Origin of the sequence: Psychromonas sp. MME1, from assembly GCF_041080865.1 — a bacterium.
In the GTDB taxonomy this organism is placed as follows: Bacteria; Pseudomonadota; Gammaproteobacteria; order Enterobacterales; family Psychromonadaceae; genus Psychromonas.
The window spans coordinates 926,675-943,186 of sequence record NZ_CP160906.1; the positions used below are offsets into that span (position 1 = coordinate 926,675).

A 16,512-nucleotide genomic window follows, 5' to 3' on the forward strand; every position below is an offset into this window, starting at 1 on the left:
ATAGTGCATCGGAGCAATATTGGTCTCGTAGTACATTATCAAAATCTAACTAATGTTCAAATTGATGTCCGATCAGTTCAAAGCGCCATTCGGATAATAGTTTCGGTTTTTTGGCTGTTTTCTTTTGTTCTGCATCGAGTTTCCATAACCAACTCAAATATTCATTAATAATACGTTTTGAAGCGATGAGTTCACCGGTAATTCATATTTTTCCGCGCACAGTTGAATTTTACTGCGCATTGCTTTAACTGTCTTTTTGTAGGCTGGAAAATCCACGAGACGCGAAACATAGGGGGGGTATGTTTCCGGATCTTGTTGAGCAACTTCCTTAATGATAGCTAAAATTGTATCGCCATGAATGCGAATCTCGTTTGGTAGCAAATGTAGACGGTGTAAATCTTCAAACGAAGCTGGGCGATAATGAGCCAATAACCAAAGGTGGTCTTCTTTTACAACAAAATTTAGCGCTAGATTACGTGATTTAGCCGTGAGCAAACGCCATGTTGCTAGCGCTTTAATAACGGCGAGACCTTGCCTATCTAATTTAAACAAGTTGTTGAATGATTTGTATGCTTTTTCAGGATCTTGGGTTTGCATTTTTTGATTTAGAATCATTTGGCACTCTTGTTCGAAAAAGAGAGTCATTTTTTTCTCTTCAAGACGTTTTTGTAAATTTTCTAAGCAAGATTGTAAATAGAGAACATCAATAGCTGCGTAATTTATCTGCTTAGCACTTAAAGGGCGTTGGCACCAATCAGTGCGTGATTCTCCTTTATCAACAACAATTCCCTCTAATGTTTCCACCATTTTTGCATAACCCAATGAAGCACCAAGGTTTAAGAAAGCACAGGCTACTTGCGTATCAAATAGCTTAATATTTAAGTCACCTTTATGTTCGCGAATAATCTCTAAATCTTCACTGCTCGCATGCAAAATACATTTTTTTTCATTGAGTGCAGACCAAAAAGCAGAAAGGTCTGTAATAGCAAGCGGATCAATTAAGGTGATTTTGTTATTTTGTGATATTTGCAATAGGCCAAGATTGGCAAGATAGGTACGTGTTCGTACAAATTCGGTATCAAGAGAGATAGGACTATCGTCAAGTGTTGCTATAAAATCATGCAATTGTGTTTGTGTCGTTATCATGTCAAATTGCATAGATACTCCCATATGAATAATAATTGTTATATGTTACTAAAATTATTAAAAATCATCCATTTATATTCACTGTGATAAAAGGGATATTTTAAAGCTTGTGAGCTAGCTATTTTATATGGCAAGATTTATAGATGATAAAATCATGCATATTAATCAAGATAACGTGCATAAATAGTCATTTGAATAGGATTTTGTGACTCCCATCTTGTGAGATTGACAGTGATCAATTAGAATGGGGCAATCTAATAGTTTATTTTAACCCCCAAGTAACGATGTTTGTTAATAGCTTTTTTAAAACAGCTGTTTACAAATGTTAGCGTCGAATATTTACAGTGAATAGTACGGTAAGGAAAACAATGACTAAAACAATGTATGAAAAAATCTGGGATGCTCATTTGGTGCATGAACCAGAATCAGGTTCACCACTTCTTTATGTTGACAGACATTTAATGCACGAAGTAACCAGTCCTCAAGCATTCGAAGGCCTGAAATTACAAAATCGAGCAGTGCGTAATCGACACAGTATTCTCGGCACCATCGATCATTGTATCCCTACTGTCGATCGTACCAACATTGTTGATGTTATTGCCAAGAAACAAGTTGATACAATGACCGCTAACTGTGCATCTCATAATATCAATCTGTATGGATTAGATAGCCTAAATAATGGTGTTATCCATATTGTTGTTCCAGAGCATGGCTTTGTTCATCCCGGTATGGTTGTTTGTTGTGGTGATAGCCATACGGCAACTCACGGCGCATTTGGTGCATTGGCCTTTGGTATAGGCACCTCTGAAGTTGAACATATAATGGCGACACAGACATTACAACAGAAGAAAGCGAAAACGATGCTTGTTAAAGTCGAAGGTAAACTTTCTAAATTTGCAACCGCAAAAGATATCGCCCTTGCTATTATTGCTGAAACAGGGACTGCTGGTGGTACGGGATACGTCATGGAATTTGCTGGCGATACCATTACCGATTTGTCGATGGAAGGGCGTATGACGCTCTGTAATATGGCAATCGAAGCGGGTGCGCGTGCAGGGCTTGTTGCTCCAGATCAAAAAACCTTTGATTACTTAGAAGGTAAAGAATTTGCTCCTAAGGGCGCTGATTGGGATGCTGCTGTTGCTTATTGGAAGAGTATTCCTTCAGACGAAAATGCACAATTTGATGCAACGATTACATTAAAAGCAGAAGATATTGCACCACAAGTTTCTTGGGGGACATCACCTGAGCAAGTCGTTGCTGTAAATGCTGTCGTTCCTGCGCCTTCTGATTTTGAAAATGAAGTAAAAGCACAGGCATGTGAAAGTGCGCTTAAATACATGGATATTAAAGCGGGGCAAAAAATTACAGATATTAATGTGGATATCGTCTTTATTGGTTCATGTACTAATGGACGTATTGAAGATTTCCGTGCGGCGGCTGAATTACTCAAAGGTAAAAAAGTAGCTGCAGGTGTTCAAGCTATCGCAGTACCGGGATCTTTCCCTGTTAAATTCCAAGCGGAAAAAGAAGGCTTAGATAAAGTATTTGTTGAAGCTGGATGGGAATGGCGCGATCCAGGATGTTCTATGTGTTTAGCAATGAATGGCGATGAGTTAAAAGACGGTCAACGTAGTGCTTCTACATCAAATCGTAACTTCGAAGGTCGTCAAGGTAAGGGCGGACGTACTCACCTTGTTTCTCCTGCGATGGCAGCAGCTGCATCTATTGCAGGCCACTTCGTTGATATTCGTGATTGGAAATAGGAAAAAGATAATGCAACCATATATTAAACACACTAGTATCGCTGCGTTAATGGATCGTAGTAATGTTGATACAGACCAAATCATTCCAAAAAACTTTATGAAAAAAGTAGAGCGTACAGGTTTTGGTATCAATTTATTTCATAACTGGCGTTACCTTGCTGATAATGTCACTCCTAATCCCGAATTTGAATTAAATAAGCCTGCTTTCCAAGGTGCTAAAATTTTAGTTGCGGGTGAAAACTTTGGCTGTGGTTCATCGCGTGAACATGCGCCATGGGCAATCGCTGACTATGGTTTTAATACCATTATTTCTACTAGTTTTGCCGATATTTTTTATAGCAACTGTTTTAAAAATAGTATTTTACCTATTAAAGTCAGCGAAGATGAATTAGATGCATTAATGGCTGAAATTGCGGCTAATGAAGGTGTACAATTTACGGTTGACCTAGCTGCGCAAAAAGTCACAACACCAGGTGGTCTTGATATTAGCTTTGACGTTGATGCATTCCGTAAAGAGTCATTACTTGAAGGTCTTGATGATATTGCGTGGACGTTAAAACATGAAGATAAAATCACTGCCTTTGAAGAGAAACAGAAACAAGCTTTACCTTGGTTGTGGAATTAAGGCCGCTACTATTAAAATAGTGGTCGGTTAATTAAAAAGGCGCAATTGTTGCGCCTTTTTTATCGAAAACTGCTTGGATTAATATTTGAAAATTAATCCAAGCAGCTTTTAAACAGAATAACAGACGGAGTAAAGGGAATGATACAGCCCAACGTTGTACAATTAATGGATACTACATTACGCGATGGCGAACAAACTCAAGCGGTTTCATTTTCTCCTGCTGAAAAGGTTAGTATTGCTAAGGCTTTGTTACAAAAATTAAAAATAGATCGTATTGAAGTCGCTTCTGCACGTGTCTCTGAAGGTGAAAAAGAGGCCGTTAGCAAGCTTAATCGCTGGGCAAGTGGCGAAGGGCTTGTTGATAAAATCGAAGTACTTGGCTTTGTCGACCATACATTAAGTGTTGATTGGATAACAGATACAGGTGGAAAAGTTTTAAATCTATTGGCAAAAGGTAGCTTAAAACATTGTACTGAGCAGTTAGGCAAAACTCTTGATGAACATGTTTCTGATATAAAACAGACGATCGCCTATGCCAAGCAAAAAGGGTTAAAAGTTAATATTTATCTCGAGGATTGGTCAAATGGCTATCAAGACAGTCCTGAATATGTTTTTGCAATGGTAAGTCAATTAGAGCATGAAGGCATTGGCCACTTTATGCTACCTGACACATTAGGGGTCATGTCTCCCGATGATGTGTTTACAAGTCTAAGTGATATGATTGGACGTTTTCCGCATCTGCAATTTGATTTCCATCCGCATAATGATTATGGCTTAGCCACTGCTAATGCGCTGTTTGCCGTTAAAGCGGGTGTTGCTTCAATCCATTGCACCATGAACTGCTTAGGTGAGCGGGCGGGCAATGCGTCACTCACTGAAGTTGCCGTTGTTTTACAGGATAAATTGGGTAAAAAGGTGAATATTGATGAAAGTGAAATACACAATTTAAGCCAGTTAGTGGAGAATTTTTCAGGTAAACGTATCGCCGATAATACGCCAATTGTCGGTGCCGATGTGTTTACTCAAACCAGTGGAATTCATGCCGATGGTGATAGGAAAGGTGGATTGTATATCACTGCATTAACGCCTGAACGTTTTGCGCGTTCACGCAGTTATGCACTGGGTAAAATGAGTGGTAAGGCTTCGCTTATGAAAAACCTTGAGACGATGGATATTGAACTTGACGATGAGCAGCAGAAAAAATTGTTGAAACGCATCGTTCGCTTAGCGGATCAAAAATCTAGTATTAGTCCCGATGATTTACCATTTATCATTGCAGATATGCTCGAACGCAATGATTATAACTATGTAGAATTGTTAAATTGCTCTATCAACTCTGGATTGGAACTTGAATCAACTGTTAGTATTCGAGTTCGAGTTGCAGATGAGATATATAAAACCAGCGGTAGTGGTAATGGTGGTTTTGATGCTTTTATCAGCGCAATGAAAAAAGTGTTAGATAAAGATGGATTCCAGTTTCCTGAATTAATTGATTACGAATTACGTATTCCCCCAGGTGGAAAAACCAATGCATTAACCGAATGTAGAGTGACTTGGTCAGATGGTGATAGCCAATTTACGACGCGTGGCGTAAATGCTAATCAGGTTTTAGCAGGTATTGCTGCAACTATTCGTATGATAAACCTCAAATTTCATAAGGAGTAATGATCTCCTTGCGACAATTTTTAGTCGTTAAACCAATATTTGTTTTAATATGTAGCAATGAGTTAATTTGCTATGTTTAGTTAATTTTTTATAAGGTTATTTTATGCGTGTTTGTGGGGTTGAGTTAACGGGGAATGAAGCGATAATTGGTATCATTCAATTAAAAGGGGGGCTCTATGATGTGCCAGCCGTCAGGACAACTAAATTAACGTTAGGCGATGCAATCAATACTGAGCCACTTAAAAAATTTCAGTTTGATTTTTCACAATTAATGAAAGATTACCAAGTGGATACGGTTGTTATTAGGCAGCGTGACTTAAAGGGCAAATTTGCTGGAAATCCACTTAGTTTTAAAATTGAAGCTGCGTTACAGCTGATGAGTGATGTTAAGGTGCTTGTGCTTTCTCCTGCTTATATTAAAGAAGGTTTAGCGAAAGCGCAGGTAAAACCAGAAGCAAGAGAATTGGGGTTAAAGCAGTTTCAAGAAACCGCATTGTTAACTGCTTTTGCTTACTTAGAGCACCAAGCGGCCAATTAATAATAGTTAAAGCCGTTTTTTACAACGTCATGAAATCTGTAAAGTTGAAAATCGCAGCTAAGGATAAATTTTGAAAACAGATGTTAATCCCTTTTTAAATACATTACTTGATACTGAGAAACCCGTTAATCCACAGGGGTTCTTTGTACAGGGGGCTTTATACTTACAAGCTCAGTTATGCGATTATTTATGCAAAGAAGGTGTGGCGATAGAAAATAGCTTTTTAAAACAAATTAAGAGTGCTCAACGGCATGGTAATAGTGAGACGGACAAAGCATTTTGGAGGGCTTTGCATGTTATTCATTCCCTATCAACGATGCCTTCTCATCACCAATGCGAGAGAAAATGGCTACGTTTTATTAATATCATTGAAAAATTGCAAGGCTATAATGGCAGTCAATTATTTGCGCATGTTGGCATTAAGAAAAAGCGTTTATATCGCTTATATTTTGCGTATATGCTCAGCTGGGAGCATTTGCGCTATCTAGCGGGTAATGATGATGAATTTAGCCCAAGCGCTATTGTTCTTGATACTTTTTCGAGTATTAATGATGATCATGACCACTCCCATTAAGTCATAAAGCAGTGCTATCTTTTTTAGATAGCGCAGCTTCATTTTTATCGCTATTATTTTAGTAGAAATTTTTCAAAGACATGGGCAACACCATCCTCATCATTGCTCGTTGTAATAAAATTCGCATGGGCTTTAACTTCATCAACGGCATTATCCATTGCAACACCTAATCCTGCGAACTTAATCATTTCTAAATCATTCGCCGCATCGCCTACACATATCACTTGTTCTGCTGTTAGTCCGAGATGTGCGGTTAAAGCAGCCATGCCTTCACCTTTGTTGCTATTTTTATGCATAAACTCGTAAAAAAATGGTGTGCTTTGTGCCATTGAATACTTTTCTTGCATCTCATTTGGGAGTAATTTAATCCCTTTAGCGAGTTGTTCTGGCTCGTCAATCATCATAATTTTGATGATATCATCATTTTCATCAAGCTGATTAAAGTCGTATAGGTTAAATTCAATGCCATTGAGTTTTGCTTCATAATCCGTATATCTATTTTCCTTTGGTGTGATCAGCCCATGCGTCATAGAGTAAGCTAAAATATTAACATCTAACTTATTTGCTAGCTGATATAACTCAATCGCATCTCGCCCTGTTAAAATAGAGCTTTTTATAACTGAGCGACAGGCTACTTTAAGAATGAGTGAGGCGTTATAGGTTAACACATAATCATCTTCACCATCTAAACCCAACGCTTGTAATGTTGGTAGCATGCCTTCAAAGGGGCGGCCTGAAGCTAATACTACTTTTATATCTCGTTCCTTTGCCGCTGATATTGCTTCGCGAACACGATTGGTTAGGGCTTTTTGGCTATTTAATAAGGTGCCATCCATATCTAAAGCAATTAATTTATACATGATTAATTCCGGTAATTTATTTACCGATAGTGTATTTGAAATCGTCTTTTTAATCGACACTGTTTGTAGAAATAATATTATTGCTGACTTTGCATCTTGAAGTATCATGGGTATATTATCTGTTTTTAATATTAATCATTTAAAGAGTGGTACTCAAATGGCCTATATCCCAAGCAATTACAAATCAATGGAAAATGACTATCGCGATAAAGCATTAAAATTGTTTCCGTGGGTGTGTGGAAAATGTGCGCGTGAATTTGTTTATTCTAATTTACGTGAATTAACGGTTCATCATATCGACCATGATCACAGTAATAATCCAGCAGATGGAAGTAATTGGGAGTTATTGTGTATCTACTGTCATGACCATGAGCATGATAAATATACTCAAGCAGATTTGTATGGCAGTACGGTAGTCGCTGGTGATGATGTACAAGCCAGTGCAACCTACAACCCCTTTGCAGACTTGTTATCTAAAATGAAAAAGTAGTGTATTATGCCCCAATCATAATATTCGAATGGGGCATGTGTTGGATGAGTTAACTATCTTCCCGTTCAATAGAGATAACTACGCGGCGATTTTGCATCCGTCCTAATATATTTTGGTTATCCGCCACATGATGTTTTTCACCAAATCCTGTTACCTGTATTTTTTCATCATCTAGACCTAATTGTTCTAAATATTCTTTAACTGAAATTGCGCGTTGCTCCGATAATTTTTGATTATGACTACGGAACCATAGCTATCTGAGTATCCTGCAATGAGCACAACACTAATATTTTCATCATATTTAATGTAATCACCAATCATTTTTAAACGTTTTTTGGAAAATGAGGTGAGTTTAACGCCGTTCTTATTGTATTTTAAAATACTAAAAGAGATATCTTCAAAATCGTAGGGTAACAGTTGATCGACACAATTACTAAACTCATCATAGCTACGATTAAAATTGATTGATGAAAGTGCGACACTGGTTATTTGATCATTATTACGCTAATCTTCAAAGAAAAAGGTTGGGTATTGTCCTGCTTCAAGTTCGTTCAACATGCGCCAAGCGCTTTGTTGCGTAACATAACCATCAAATTGTTGATAAAACTCGACGGTATCAATATCTTCGCTAGGTGCACCGGGGCGCCATTGTGGCGGTATTGATTTGAGTTTCACTGTGCGTGTAACGGGCATCGCCAGTTTACTATGTAAAATAAAATCAAGGTTGATTTTTTTACTTGCCCTTGCCTCAAAATGCGCTTGTCCATAATTTGGAATAGGGTGCTCCAGTGTACATTGAATGGGAGTAGAGCTGGAGATATACCAAAGGGAGTTATCCATATCTGCGTGATAACTTTTATTCGTTGCAAAGGCTGATTGATAGAAAAATAGCAGTGTTATAAAAATAATTTTTTGCATAATATAACTCATCTTATTAAGGCGTCATCATTATTATCGGCAGCGATATTTTTTTCTTTAGTGAATTTTATGCTGTTTTCGGAAAAATCAGGCATAATTACTTTTCAAATTTTAACTATGAGTAAATTATGGCAAACACATTGACTGCGCGTTTTCGTGGTTATTACCCCGTTATTATTGATATTGAAACATCAGGATTAAACTCTCAAACGGATGCGATGCTAGAAATCGCCGCAATTTTTCCTGCGATGGATGAACAAGGTTACCTTTATGCTGCAGAAAAAATTCATTTTCATATAATGCCATTTGAGGGGGCGAATTTAGATCCTAAAGCATTGGAATTTACCGGTATTGATCCCTTTAATCCGTTACGGGGCGCTATTGATGAATGTGAGGCATTAAGCGAAATTTTTAAGTTAGTTCGTAAACATCAAAAAAATAATCAATGCAATCGTTCTATAATTGTGGCTCATAATGCTTCATTCGATCAAGGTTTCATAAATCAGGCAACCCAGCGTTGTAACTTTAAAAGAGTCCCATTTCATCCTTTTGTCAGTTTTGATACAGCGAGTATGGCTGCGTTAGCCCTTGGTCAAACTGTGCTTGCGAAGGCTTGTGAACAGGCCAAAATACCCTATGATAATAATGAGGCGCATTCTGCTTTATACGATACACAAGTGACCGCAGAGTTGTTTTTCTATATTGTCAACAAATGGAAAGGATTAGGCGGATGGCCTGTTTAATTAGAATAATATCAGTTATTCAATAATAGGCCTGGCAAAGTATCTTGAGGTACCATAGGGATAGTTGGCGCCTTTTACTCCTCATCACAATAATTGCAAATGAATCTAGGGGTAGTGTTCTTCATGGCAGAAAATAGAAAGCGAACAGCGGCAAGGTGGGTTGAGTTATTATCTAAGAATGAGCTACCAGCAATTACTTCTGTTGCGAGTAAATTAGATAAATTTTCCAATGATGACATTAGTTCTATACCTAAATTATGTAAGGTGATCTTACACAATCAATCTCTATCATCCTCAGTTTTAAAAGTTGTAAATAGTGGTAACCGTATTTCTAAACGTCAGATAACGACCGTTTCTAGAGCGGCTATTGTGTTGGGTATACGCACAGTAAAAAATATCTGTTTGACATCCAAAATATTAGATGGCCTATTAGAAAACAAAAATTTATCTCAGCAGGTCTGTAAGCGTTTAGGTATGTTAATGGCCAATGCCTTCCATGCTGCTTTATTAGCTAAAATGATGTTGCCTGAGTATGAAGATGATACACAGGAAGAGGTTTATTTGGCTGCGATGTTATATAACATCGGTGAAACTGCTTTTTGGAGTTGTGATAGTGAAATTGCTCGAGAATTAATTGAAAAAACATCATTACCTGCAAATCAGTTTCAAAAACATTGCCAAGAAACGCTTGGGATGAGTTTTAACGAGCTTAGTCGAGGGCTTGCTGAAACATGGCATCTTGGGGATTTATTAAGGAAGTCACTGGATACCCCAGAAAGTCGTACGGTTGAAATGCAAGCAATAAGCTTAGCAAATAAGCTCAGTTTTTATATTACCTCGCCACCGAATAATAAACGTGAATTTAATGAATTTAATGAAGTATTAAATAGTATTAGCCATATTATGCATATCGATAGACAAATTTTACGTGAACGTATAGATGAGACAAGGGTGCTCGCTATTAGTTTATTAAACTCATATGGTGCTTCTGTGTTAGATGAATATATTCGCAAATTGCCTAAAGAAGATGATTTGACAATTTCAACGCGAAACGCCACCATTTTATTGAGTCAGGAAAAAGCGATATTAATGACCGTTAAAGAGATAACAAGGTTAAGTAAAAAAGGCCATAGTATTAATGAATTATTAAATTACACACTACAGCAAATAGCGACTATTTTTCACTTCAGTCGTAGCTCCTTTTGGATGCTATCTAAGGATAAAAGTCATTTGGAATCAAGGGTTTCATATGATGATTATGGGGAGGTTATTTATTTCCATCGCAGACTTGATATTAATAAAAACCTTCATTTAATGGATCACGTTTTACAAAATGAGGAGGCGACGTTAGTGGCTAACTATCGTGATCCTAAATGGCGCAATTATATTACAGAAGATATTGAAAAATTAATTGCTAATGGTGTTATTGGCTTTGCTCCTATTATGATTTCTAATAAAGTGATTGGTATGTTCTCTGTGCAATATTTAGGTGCAGTAGAAAAAATAAATAGTGAAGATTTTTCTCTATTTAACTTTACTATCGAGCACCTTAACATGTGTTTAACGGCCTTTTCGATGCGTCAATAGTAAAATAAATGTTATTTAATGAGTGTTTCAGGATATTCGCTAAACTTACCTTCCATCAGTTTCTTTTTATAGATATTAGCTTGCTCTTGTAATGCCATTTCATTGGTTATTAGTTTCTTTCCATTGATAAGTCCTTTTTGCAAAATAAGATCTAGATTTATATATTCCAGTTGCTGTTCATCTTGTGCTTTCATCGCTTCTTTGCTTATTGCAAGTAGTGCCCATATGTAAGCTTTTTCAAAATCCTGTGCTTGGTAATAAATGGTCATAATATAAACAAATGTACTATCAGGTATATCTTTGTATGAGTTACTTTCTCGTAGCGCATTATAAAATAGTGCTAATGCTTGTTGTGGGTCAAATTTACTATAATAGATGGCAAGCTTGGTTAACAATTTACGGTCTGTTACGCCTTCTTTACGTGCAGCGTTTAAAAAAACTTGTTTTGCTTTTAAATCCTGATAATGCGTCCAAAGATAGTAAGCAAGAATGGGATCCTCTGTATTTTTAATTTTTTTTAACTCATTTTTCATTAGATTTTTAGTCGTAAGATAATTTTCGACGCGTGCTTGTTTGCGTCCTTGATTGCGTGTGAATTGTAATGAAAGTGTTAATTCTATACATGATTCATACTCATCAAGACGGTCTAAAAGCTGACGAGTATGGTCTGAAGAAGGCTCTCTTTTGTCATAATAACGAGCACGAATCAGATGTGTTCGTTGGAAACGGCAATCGGTTAATGTATGTAGATCTGCACATAGTTCAGGATCACTATCACAAATACGCGATAAACTATCATGTGAAAATGGGTTACAGGAGATAATAGCGAAGAGAGTAACTAGTCCAAAAATAAATTTGATGGTTTGGGTAATCATAAGTTGATCTGTTCCGTGAAATCAATATACATATGCATTATAAATATAAGTTAGCATGTTAATACTAAAATAGGTGATACGAGTGTCAAATTTAACCGAATATGCAAAAAATATATCGCCATCGTTATATGAACAATTAAAACAAGCTGCCGAAACCGGAAGATGGCCAGACGGTAAGCAATTATCTACACATCAGAAAGAGAGTAGTTTACAGTTAATAATGGCATATCAAAGTTTATATAACGAACTGCCCGACCATTTTAGCATCGCTAAAGGGGGGGAAATATACATGCAAAGCAAAGCGCAATTAAAAACAAAATTTACTCATGAGGATGAACCAGAAATTCATATTATTAACCTATAACAGTAGAGGTGGTAGTAAATCCTATCATTATCGACGAAACTGTTATTCCTCGATGATTTAAGTAAAAAACCTCTTTAAAAGAGGTTTTTTACTGTTAGTTAAGCGGTAAAATTACCTACACTCTAACAATTTTACAGGTGTTTGTAGAGCCTGCGTTGTTATCATCTCCGTGAGTAATCAGTATCAGATCACCATCTTTTAGACAATCTTTATCTTTTAATGTTTGGATTGCCTTAGCAATATATTCAACACTGTTAGTTGTTGTAGATGGGAATTTAACGGGGGTCACACCACGATATAATGCACAGTAGTTTAATGTTTGCGCATTACCTGAAAGTGCATAGATAGGTAGGCCCGAGCTTAAACGTGACATTAATAATGGTGTTGAACCTGATTCGGTTAATGCAACAATCGCTTTAACCCCAACGGTGTGGTTAGCGGCAAACATAGTTGTCATTGCAAGAGCTTCACCAGGATCCTCAAATGTGTAGTTCATACGGTTATTGGAAACATTAATGCTTGGGTGTTTTTCTGCGCCAATACAAACGTCGCTCATTGCTTTTACAGTTTCAACTGGATAATCACCCGCCGCTGTTTCGCCTGAAAGCATTACGGCATCCGTACCATCAAGTACCGCATTTGCAACGTCCATCACTTCCGCGCGGGTTGGCATCGGCGCGCTGATCATTGATTCCATCATTTGCGTCGCGGTAATCACTACGCGATTTAAACGGCGTGTTGTGCGGATCATATTTTTTTGTACGCCCACCAAACGTGCGTCGCCAATCTCAACACCTAAATCGCCTCGAGCAACCATCACCACATCAGATGCAAGAACAATATCTTCTAAAGCTTCTTGTGTTTCAACGGCTTCAGCTCGTTCTACTTTTGCTACAATTTTGGCATGACAACCAGCTTCTTGTGCTAATTTTCGAGCATAGTGGATATCAGCACCATTGCGAGGAAAAGATACCGCTAGGTAATCACAGCCAATTTGAGCTGCGGTTAATATATCTTTTTTATCTTTTTCAGTAAGTGCGGGAGCTGATAAACCCCCACCTTTTTTATTAATACCTTTATTATTTGAAAGTGGACCACCGATTGTGACTACGGTGTCAACGCGGTTGCCCGTTACTTTTTCTACTTGTAATTGCACGCGGCCATCATCAAGTAATAATATATCACCTGATTCTACTTCTTGCGGTAATGTTTTATAATCTAGTCCTACGGCCTGTTGATTGCCTTGACCCTTTTCAATATCGCTATCTAGCGCAAATTTATCACCAACTGCAAGATGAATTTTTTTATCTATGAATGTTGATACGCGTATTTTAGGGCCCTGTAGATCGCCCATAATTGCCACTTCTTTACCTAAACGGGCAGCTATTTCGCGAACTTCATTTGCTCGTCTAACATGGTCTATCGCTTCTCCATGAGAGAAATTCATACGAACCATGTTGGCGCCTGCAGCAATGATTTTTTCTAAATTATTATCTCTATCGGTAGCAGGTCCAAGGGTTGTTACTATTTTTGTACGTCTGATCATCATCTACTCCTTGTATAGGGGAAACATCTTGTAACAAATATGAAGTGTATTTACAAATGTTACTGATTTATTTTACATATCAAATTTTGAGTCGCGAATACCTTCTTTTACTTTTTTTAAATTATCTCTAAATTTGGAGCCGCGTCGAAGTGTAAATCCAGTCGTTAAAACATCAATTAGGACTAATTGAGCAATTCGTGAGGCCATTGGCATATAGATATCGGTATCTTCAGGGACATTAGTCGATAAGACTAAATTACTCTGAAGAGCAAGTGGCGAGTTAGATGCTGTTAAAGCAATAACAAAGGCATCATTTTTACGTGCTAATTGAGCTACTTCAACCAACGCTTTAGTGCGCCCTGTATGTGAAATTAAGACAAGGACATCACCATCGTTACTGTTGATGCTGCTCATCTTTTGCATGACAACGTCATCAAAACATAAAACAGGAATATTAAATCGAAAAAATTTATTCAGCGCATCTTTAGCAACAGATGCAGAAGCACCTAGGCCAAAGAAAGAGATTTTATTTGCCTGTGTCAAAACATCAACAGCACGGTTAATAAGTGATATATCTAAGGAGTCTTTGACATTTTCTAAACAGGCTATTGTTGACTCAAATATTTTTGCTGTATAAGCACTTGGGCCATCACTTTCATTAACATTACGATTAACATAGGGAGTACCAAGCGCAAGGCTTTGTGCTAGGTGTAGTTTAAAATCAGGAAATCCCTTAGTATTAAGCCAGGCGACAAAACCGGTTTACAGTTGGCTCACTGACTGATGCCATTTTTGCTAATGTAGCTATACTAGAATGAATTGCTATCTGTGGTGATGTTATTACCACTTCGGCTACTTTCCGTTCTGATTTGCTAAAAGTATCTAGATTTTTTTGAATTAACTCTAAAGTATTCATGCCTGACCGCTGTAATATATTATTTATAAGTTAAACTAGGCACTTACAAAATAGCTCGTGATAGTTTATGTTTTTTAATCCTTTTATGTCGTAGGATCTAAAATAGATTAAATGCTTGTAATGTCACTTTATTATAAGTAAGCCATTATTCGCTGTCATTTTATTACAACATAAAGCTGTTTTAGATCAACCTTTTCGTTGTTTTATTACGATATTGTGAGTGAGATTTGTCGAATTTATACTTTTATTTTTTATTTTTAATTATTTATGGAGAAAAATATGTTGTCTGTAGTTGCTGATGTTGGCGGTACTAATATTCGCCTTGCTGTTTGTGATATAGAAACCGGTGAATTGAGTAAATTAAGAGAGTTTGCTTGTGCGGAATTTGTAACGCTTGATGCAGCATTAGTGCAATATTTTGCAACATTACAGGGCGAAGTGAAGCATCTTTGTATTGGTATTGCTTGCCCTGTTGATAATGATCAGATTGTGATGACTAATTTAAGTTGGGCTTTTTCTAAGCAGGCATTAAAAGAAAAACTTAATTTAACATCTTTATATCTTATTAATGATTACACTGCAATTTCATTAGCAGTCCCTTTCCTCAATGACCAACAAAAAATAAAAGTTGGGGGAGGAGAACCCGTTGAAAATGGCGTCACCGCAGTATTTGGACCTGAACGGGTATAGGCGTTTCACACATTATTAAACCAGCTGATAAATGGATCAGTTTGGATGGTGAAGGTGGTCATGTTAGTTTTGCGCCAAATACACGTGAACAGGCTGATATTTTGCTTTTATTACAGGAACAATTCGGGCATGTTTCGGCAGAACGAATTTTGGCTGGGCAAGGTTTAGTTAATTTATATCATAGCCTATGCCGTTTAGAAGGTAAGCAACCGGTGTTTCATGAGCCAAAAGAAGTGACTGGTGCTGCTCTTGCAAATGAATGCCCGTTGGCTTTGCGTAGCTTGAATATTTTCTGTGAAGTGATGGGAGGTTTTGCGGGTAACCTTGCCTTAAACCTTTCTTGTATTGGTGGTGTTTATATTGCGGGCGGAATTGTTCCTCGATTTGTTGATTTCTTTCAAGCAAGTGATTTTAGAAAATATTTTGAAGATAAGGGGCGTTTTAAAAGCTATCTAGCATCGATCCCAACCTATTTGATTATTCATGATAATCCAGGATTGCTAGGGGCGAGTGTTTATCTTCGCCAAGAACTTAATATTATATAAAATGATATTAGTAGTTGATTTTAGGAGGAGAGTTAACTATCATGCGCCCCGCTTCAATGAAATATCGAAGTATTGGTGAGCTGGCTGAGTGGCTGAAGGCGCACGCCTGGAAAGTGTGTTTAGGTTAACCCCTAACGAGAGTTCGAATCTCTCGCTCACCGCCATATTTAGTGCCTCCTAGGTACGACTAGAACCCGAACAGTTTATGAATATAAGCGTTCGGGTTTTTTATGTTTATCGTATATGATGCTATTTACAGTTATCCGCATAAGTATCTGATCTATTATGGTGGTTAAAATAATAGATGACCATGTTGCATTTAATCGCAATCATCTGTAATTATTCAATCATGCTTTTTGCTTTCCCTCATTTGTTCTCCACAAGCTATGAACAAAATATTATGCAAAATGCTAGTATTGCAGCAAATTATACCAATTGGATTTGGTTTTGATGTAAATTACATGGCAATATGTTTTTGTTGTTATTTGTTTTTTATTTATTTTTAATCAACATGATAGGCCATACTTCAACCCACTTATTGGGCCAAATCTTATATCTCTTAGTTTTAAATGTATTTACATATTTCACATCACAAATTTGCAATTAAATCTATCTACGCCCTAGGGGGGGAGGGGGATTTACTCCCCCTACTACCATAGTATGT

17 protein-coding genes, 1 tRNA gene and 2 pseudogenes are annotated in these 16,512 nt (G+C 37.2%); 12 read left to right on the plus strand and 8 right to left on the minus strand.

The window, feature by feature from the left end; genetic code table 11:
- Positions 1-49 precede the first annotated feature (49 nt).
- Together AB2N10_RS04395 and rnd are read right to left on the minus strand one after the other, a co-directional pair.
- Entirely contained in the window at positions 50-157 is a 108-nt protein-coding gene (locus AB2N10_RS04395; RefSeq protein WP_369434378.1) for a hypothetical protein, read from the minus strand.
- Positions 154-1,158: a ribonuclease D gene (gene rnd, locus AB2N10_RS04400; RefSeq protein WP_369434379.1), complete on the minus strand. Its 1,005-nt coding sequence runs from the start codon at positions 1,156-1,158 to the stop codon at positions 154-156. The genes AB2N10_RS04395 and rnd overlap by 4 nt, the downstream gene beginning before the upstream one ends.
- A gap of 356 nt (positions 1,159-1,514) precedes the next feature.
- On the opposite strand from rnd, the gene leuC reads away from it, so the two are divergent.
- The 5 genes from leuC (at position 1,515) to AB2N10_RS04425 (ending at position 6,314) form a co-directional block, all read left to right on the plus strand.
- Positions 1,515-2,912, plus strand: a complete 1,398-nt coding sequence (gene leuC / locus AB2N10_RS04405) for a 3-isopropylmalate dehydratase large subunit (RefSeq protein WP_369434380.1) — start codon at positions 1,515-1,517, stop codon at positions 2,910-2,912.
- A 10-nt stretch (positions 2,913-2,922) separates the two neighbouring features.
- A complete protein-coding gene (gene leuD / locus AB2N10_RS04410) occupies positions 2,923-3,537 on the plus strand; it encodes a 3-isopropylmalate dehydratase small subunit (RefSeq protein WP_354625624.1) in 615 nt (204 codons plus the stop codon).
- 138 nt (positions 3,538-3,675) lie between these two features.
- Positions 3,676-5,202 carry an alpha-isopropylmalate synthase regulatory domain-containing protein gene (locus AB2N10_RS04415; protein ID WP_354625625.1) on the plus strand — a complete coding sequence of 509 codons (1,527 nt, stop codon included), beginning with the start codon at positions 3,676-3,678 and terminating at the stop codon, positions 5,200-5,202.
- 103 nt (positions 5,203-5,305) lie between these two features.
- Positions 5,306-5,740 carry a DUF3010 family protein gene (locus tag AB2N10_RS04420; RefSeq protein ID WP_354625626.1) on the plus strand — a complete coding sequence of 145 codons (435 nt, stop codon included), beginning with the start codon at positions 5,306-5,308 and terminating at the stop codon, positions 5,738-5,740.
- A 70-nt stretch (positions 5,741-5,810) separates the two neighbouring features.
- The gene (locus AB2N10_RS04425) at positions 5,811-6,314 is read left to right on the plus strand and encodes a hypothetical protein (protein ID WP_354625627.1); all 504 of its coding nucleotides are present in this window, start codon (positions 5,811-5,813) and stop codon (positions 6,312-6,314) included.
- Between the two features lie 53 nt (positions 6,315-6,367).
- Here AB2N10_RS04425 and AB2N10_RS04430 read toward each other — a convergent pair whose 3' ends face one another.
- Complete coding sequence (locus AB2N10_RS04430; RefSeq protein WP_354625628.1) at positions 6,368-7,174, minus strand: Cof-type HAD-IIB family hydrolase; 807 nt, start codon at positions 7,172-7,174, stop codon at positions 6,368-6,370.
- 157 nt (positions 7,175-7,331) lie between these two features.
- Between AB2N10_RS04430 and AB2N10_RS04435 the strand changes: the two genes are divergently transcribed.
- Positions 7,332-7,664 carry a YajD family HNH nuclease gene (locus AB2N10_RS04435; RefSeq protein WP_354625830.1) on the plus strand — a complete coding sequence of 111 codons (333 nt, stop codon included), beginning with the start codon at positions 7,332-7,334 and terminating at the stop codon, positions 7,662-7,664.
- A gap of 49 nt (positions 7,665-7,713) precedes the next feature.
- On the opposite strand, the gene AB2N10_RS04440 is transcribed toward AB2N10_RS04435, so the two are convergent.
- Together AB2N10_RS04440 and AB2N10_RS04445 are read right to left on the minus strand one after the other, a co-directional pair.
- Complete coding sequence (locus AB2N10_RS04440) at positions 7,714-7,872, minus strand: hypothetical protein (RefSeq protein ID WP_369434651.1); 159 nt, start codon at positions 7,870-7,872, stop codon at positions 7,714-7,716.
- Positions 7,851-8,594, minus strand: a pseudogene (locus AB2N10_RS04445) (flagellar protein MotY). The gene AB2N10_RS04440 and the pseudogene AB2N10_RS04445 overlap by 22 nt, the downstream one beginning before the upstream one ends.
- A gap of 116 nt (positions 8,595-8,710) precedes the next feature.
- On the opposite strand from AB2N10_RS04445, the gene rnt reads away from it, so the two are divergent.
- Both rnt and AB2N10_RS04455 read left to right on the plus strand, forming a co-directional pair.
- Positions 8,711-9,325: a ribonuclease T gene (gene rnt / locus AB2N10_RS04450; RefSeq protein ID WP_354625630.1), complete on the plus strand. Its 615-nt coding sequence runs from the start codon at positions 8,711-8,713 to the stop codon at positions 9,323-9,325.
- A 123-nt stretch (positions 9,326-9,448) separates the two neighbouring features.
- Entirely contained in the window at positions 9,449-10,912 is a 1,464-nt protein-coding gene (locus AB2N10_RS04455; RefSeq protein WP_369434381.1) for an HDOD domain-containing protein, read from the plus strand.
- 11 nt (positions 10,913-10,923) lie between these two features.
- Here AB2N10_RS04455 and AB2N10_RS04460 read toward each other — a convergent pair whose 3' ends face one another.
- Positions 10,924-11,787, minus strand: a complete 864-nt coding sequence (locus AB2N10_RS04460; protein ID WP_354625632.1) for a DUF2989 domain-containing protein — start codon at positions 11,785-11,787, stop codon at positions 10,924-10,926.
- Positions 11,788-11,869: 82 nt separating this feature from the next.
- Here AB2N10_RS04460 and AB2N10_RS04465 point away from each other — a divergent pair, with 82 nt between their 5' ends.
- A complete protein-coding gene (locus AB2N10_RS04465) occupies positions 11,870-12,151 on the plus strand; it encodes a DUF1315 family protein (protein ID WP_354625633.1) in 282 nt (93 codons plus the stop codon).
- A 115-nt stretch (positions 12,152-12,266) separates the two neighbouring features.
- Here the strand turns inward: AB2N10_RS04465 and pyk are convergent, their stop codons facing one another.
- Positions 12,267-13,697, minus strand: a complete 1,431-nt coding sequence (gene pyk / locus AB2N10_RS04470) for a pyruvate kinase (protein ID WP_354625634.1) — start codon at positions 13,695-13,697, stop codon at positions 12,267-12,269.
- Positions 13,698-13,769: 72 nt separating this feature from the next.
- Positions 13,770-14,613 (minus strand): annotated as a pseudogene (locus tag AB2N10_RS04475) (MurR/RpiR family transcriptional regulator).
- Positions 14,614-14,892: 279 nt separating this feature from the next.
- On the opposite strand from AB2N10_RS04475, the gene AB2N10_RS04480 reads away from it, so the two are divergent.
- From AB2N10_RS04480 to AB2N10_RS04490, 3 genes are all read left to right on the plus strand, one after another.
- Positions 14,893-15,303, plus strand: coding sequence for a glucokinase (locus tag AB2N10_RS04480; RefSeq protein ID WP_369434382.1), 411 nt, complete (start codon positions 14,893-14,895; stop codon positions 15,301-15,303).
- A gap of 41 nt (positions 15,304-15,344) precedes the next feature.
- The gene (locus AB2N10_RS04485; protein ID WP_369434383.1) at positions 15,345-15,848 is read left to right on the plus strand and encodes a glucokinase; all 504 of its coding nucleotides are present in this window, start codon (positions 15,345-15,347) and stop codon (positions 15,846-15,848) included.
- Positions 15,849-15,922: 74 nt separating this feature from the next.
- A tRNA-Ser gene (locus AB2N10_RS04490) sits at positions 15,923-16,012 on the plus strand.
- Positions 16,013-16,512: the final 500 nt, after the last annotated feature.

Coding starts and splice junctions, on each gene's coding strand:
- AB2N10_RS04430 (WP_354625628.1), bottom strand. CDS start 7,174: ATGTATAAATTAATTGCTTTAGATATGGATGGCACCTTATTAAATAGC.
- rnd (WP_369434379.1), bottom strand. CDS start 1,158: ATGCAATTTGACATGATAACGACACAAACACAATTGCATGATTTTATA.
- leuC (WP_369434380.1), top strand. CDS start 1,515: ATGACTAAAACAATGTATGAAAAAATCTGGGATGCTCATTTGGTGCAT.
- AB2N10_RS04435 (WP_354625830.1), top strand. CDS start 7,332: ATGGCCTATATCCCAAGCAATTACAAATCAATGGAAAATGACTATCGC.
- AB2N10_RS04460 (WP_354625632.1), bottom strand. CDS start 11,787: ATGATTACCCAAACCATCAAATTTATTTTTGGACTAGTTACTCTCTTC.
- AB2N10_RS04420 (WP_354625626.1), top strand. CDS start 5,306: ATGCGTGTTTGTGGGGTTGAGTTAACGGGGAATGAAGCGATAATTGGT.
- AB2N10_RS04415 (WP_354625625.1), top strand. CDS start 3,676: ATGATACAGCCCAACGTTGTACAATTAATGGATACTACATTACGCGAT.
- leuD (WP_354625624.1), top strand. CDS start 2,923: ATGCAACCATATATTAAACACACTAGTATCGCTGCGTTAATGGATCGT.
- rnt (WP_354625630.1), top strand. CDS start 8,711: ATGGCAAACACATTGACTGCGCGTTTTCGTGGTTATTACCCCGTTATT.
- pyk (WP_354625634.1), bottom strand. CDS start 13,697: ATGATCAGACGTACAAAAATAGTAACAACCCTTGGACCTGCTACCGAT.
- AB2N10_RS04480 (WP_369434382.1), top strand. CDS start 14,893: ATGTTGTCTGTAGTTGCTGATGTTGGCGGTACTAATATTCGCCTTGCT.
- AB2N10_RS04455 (WP_369434381.1), top strand. CDS start 9,449: ATGGCAGAAAATAGAAAGCGAACAGCGGCAAGGTGGGTTGAGTTATTA.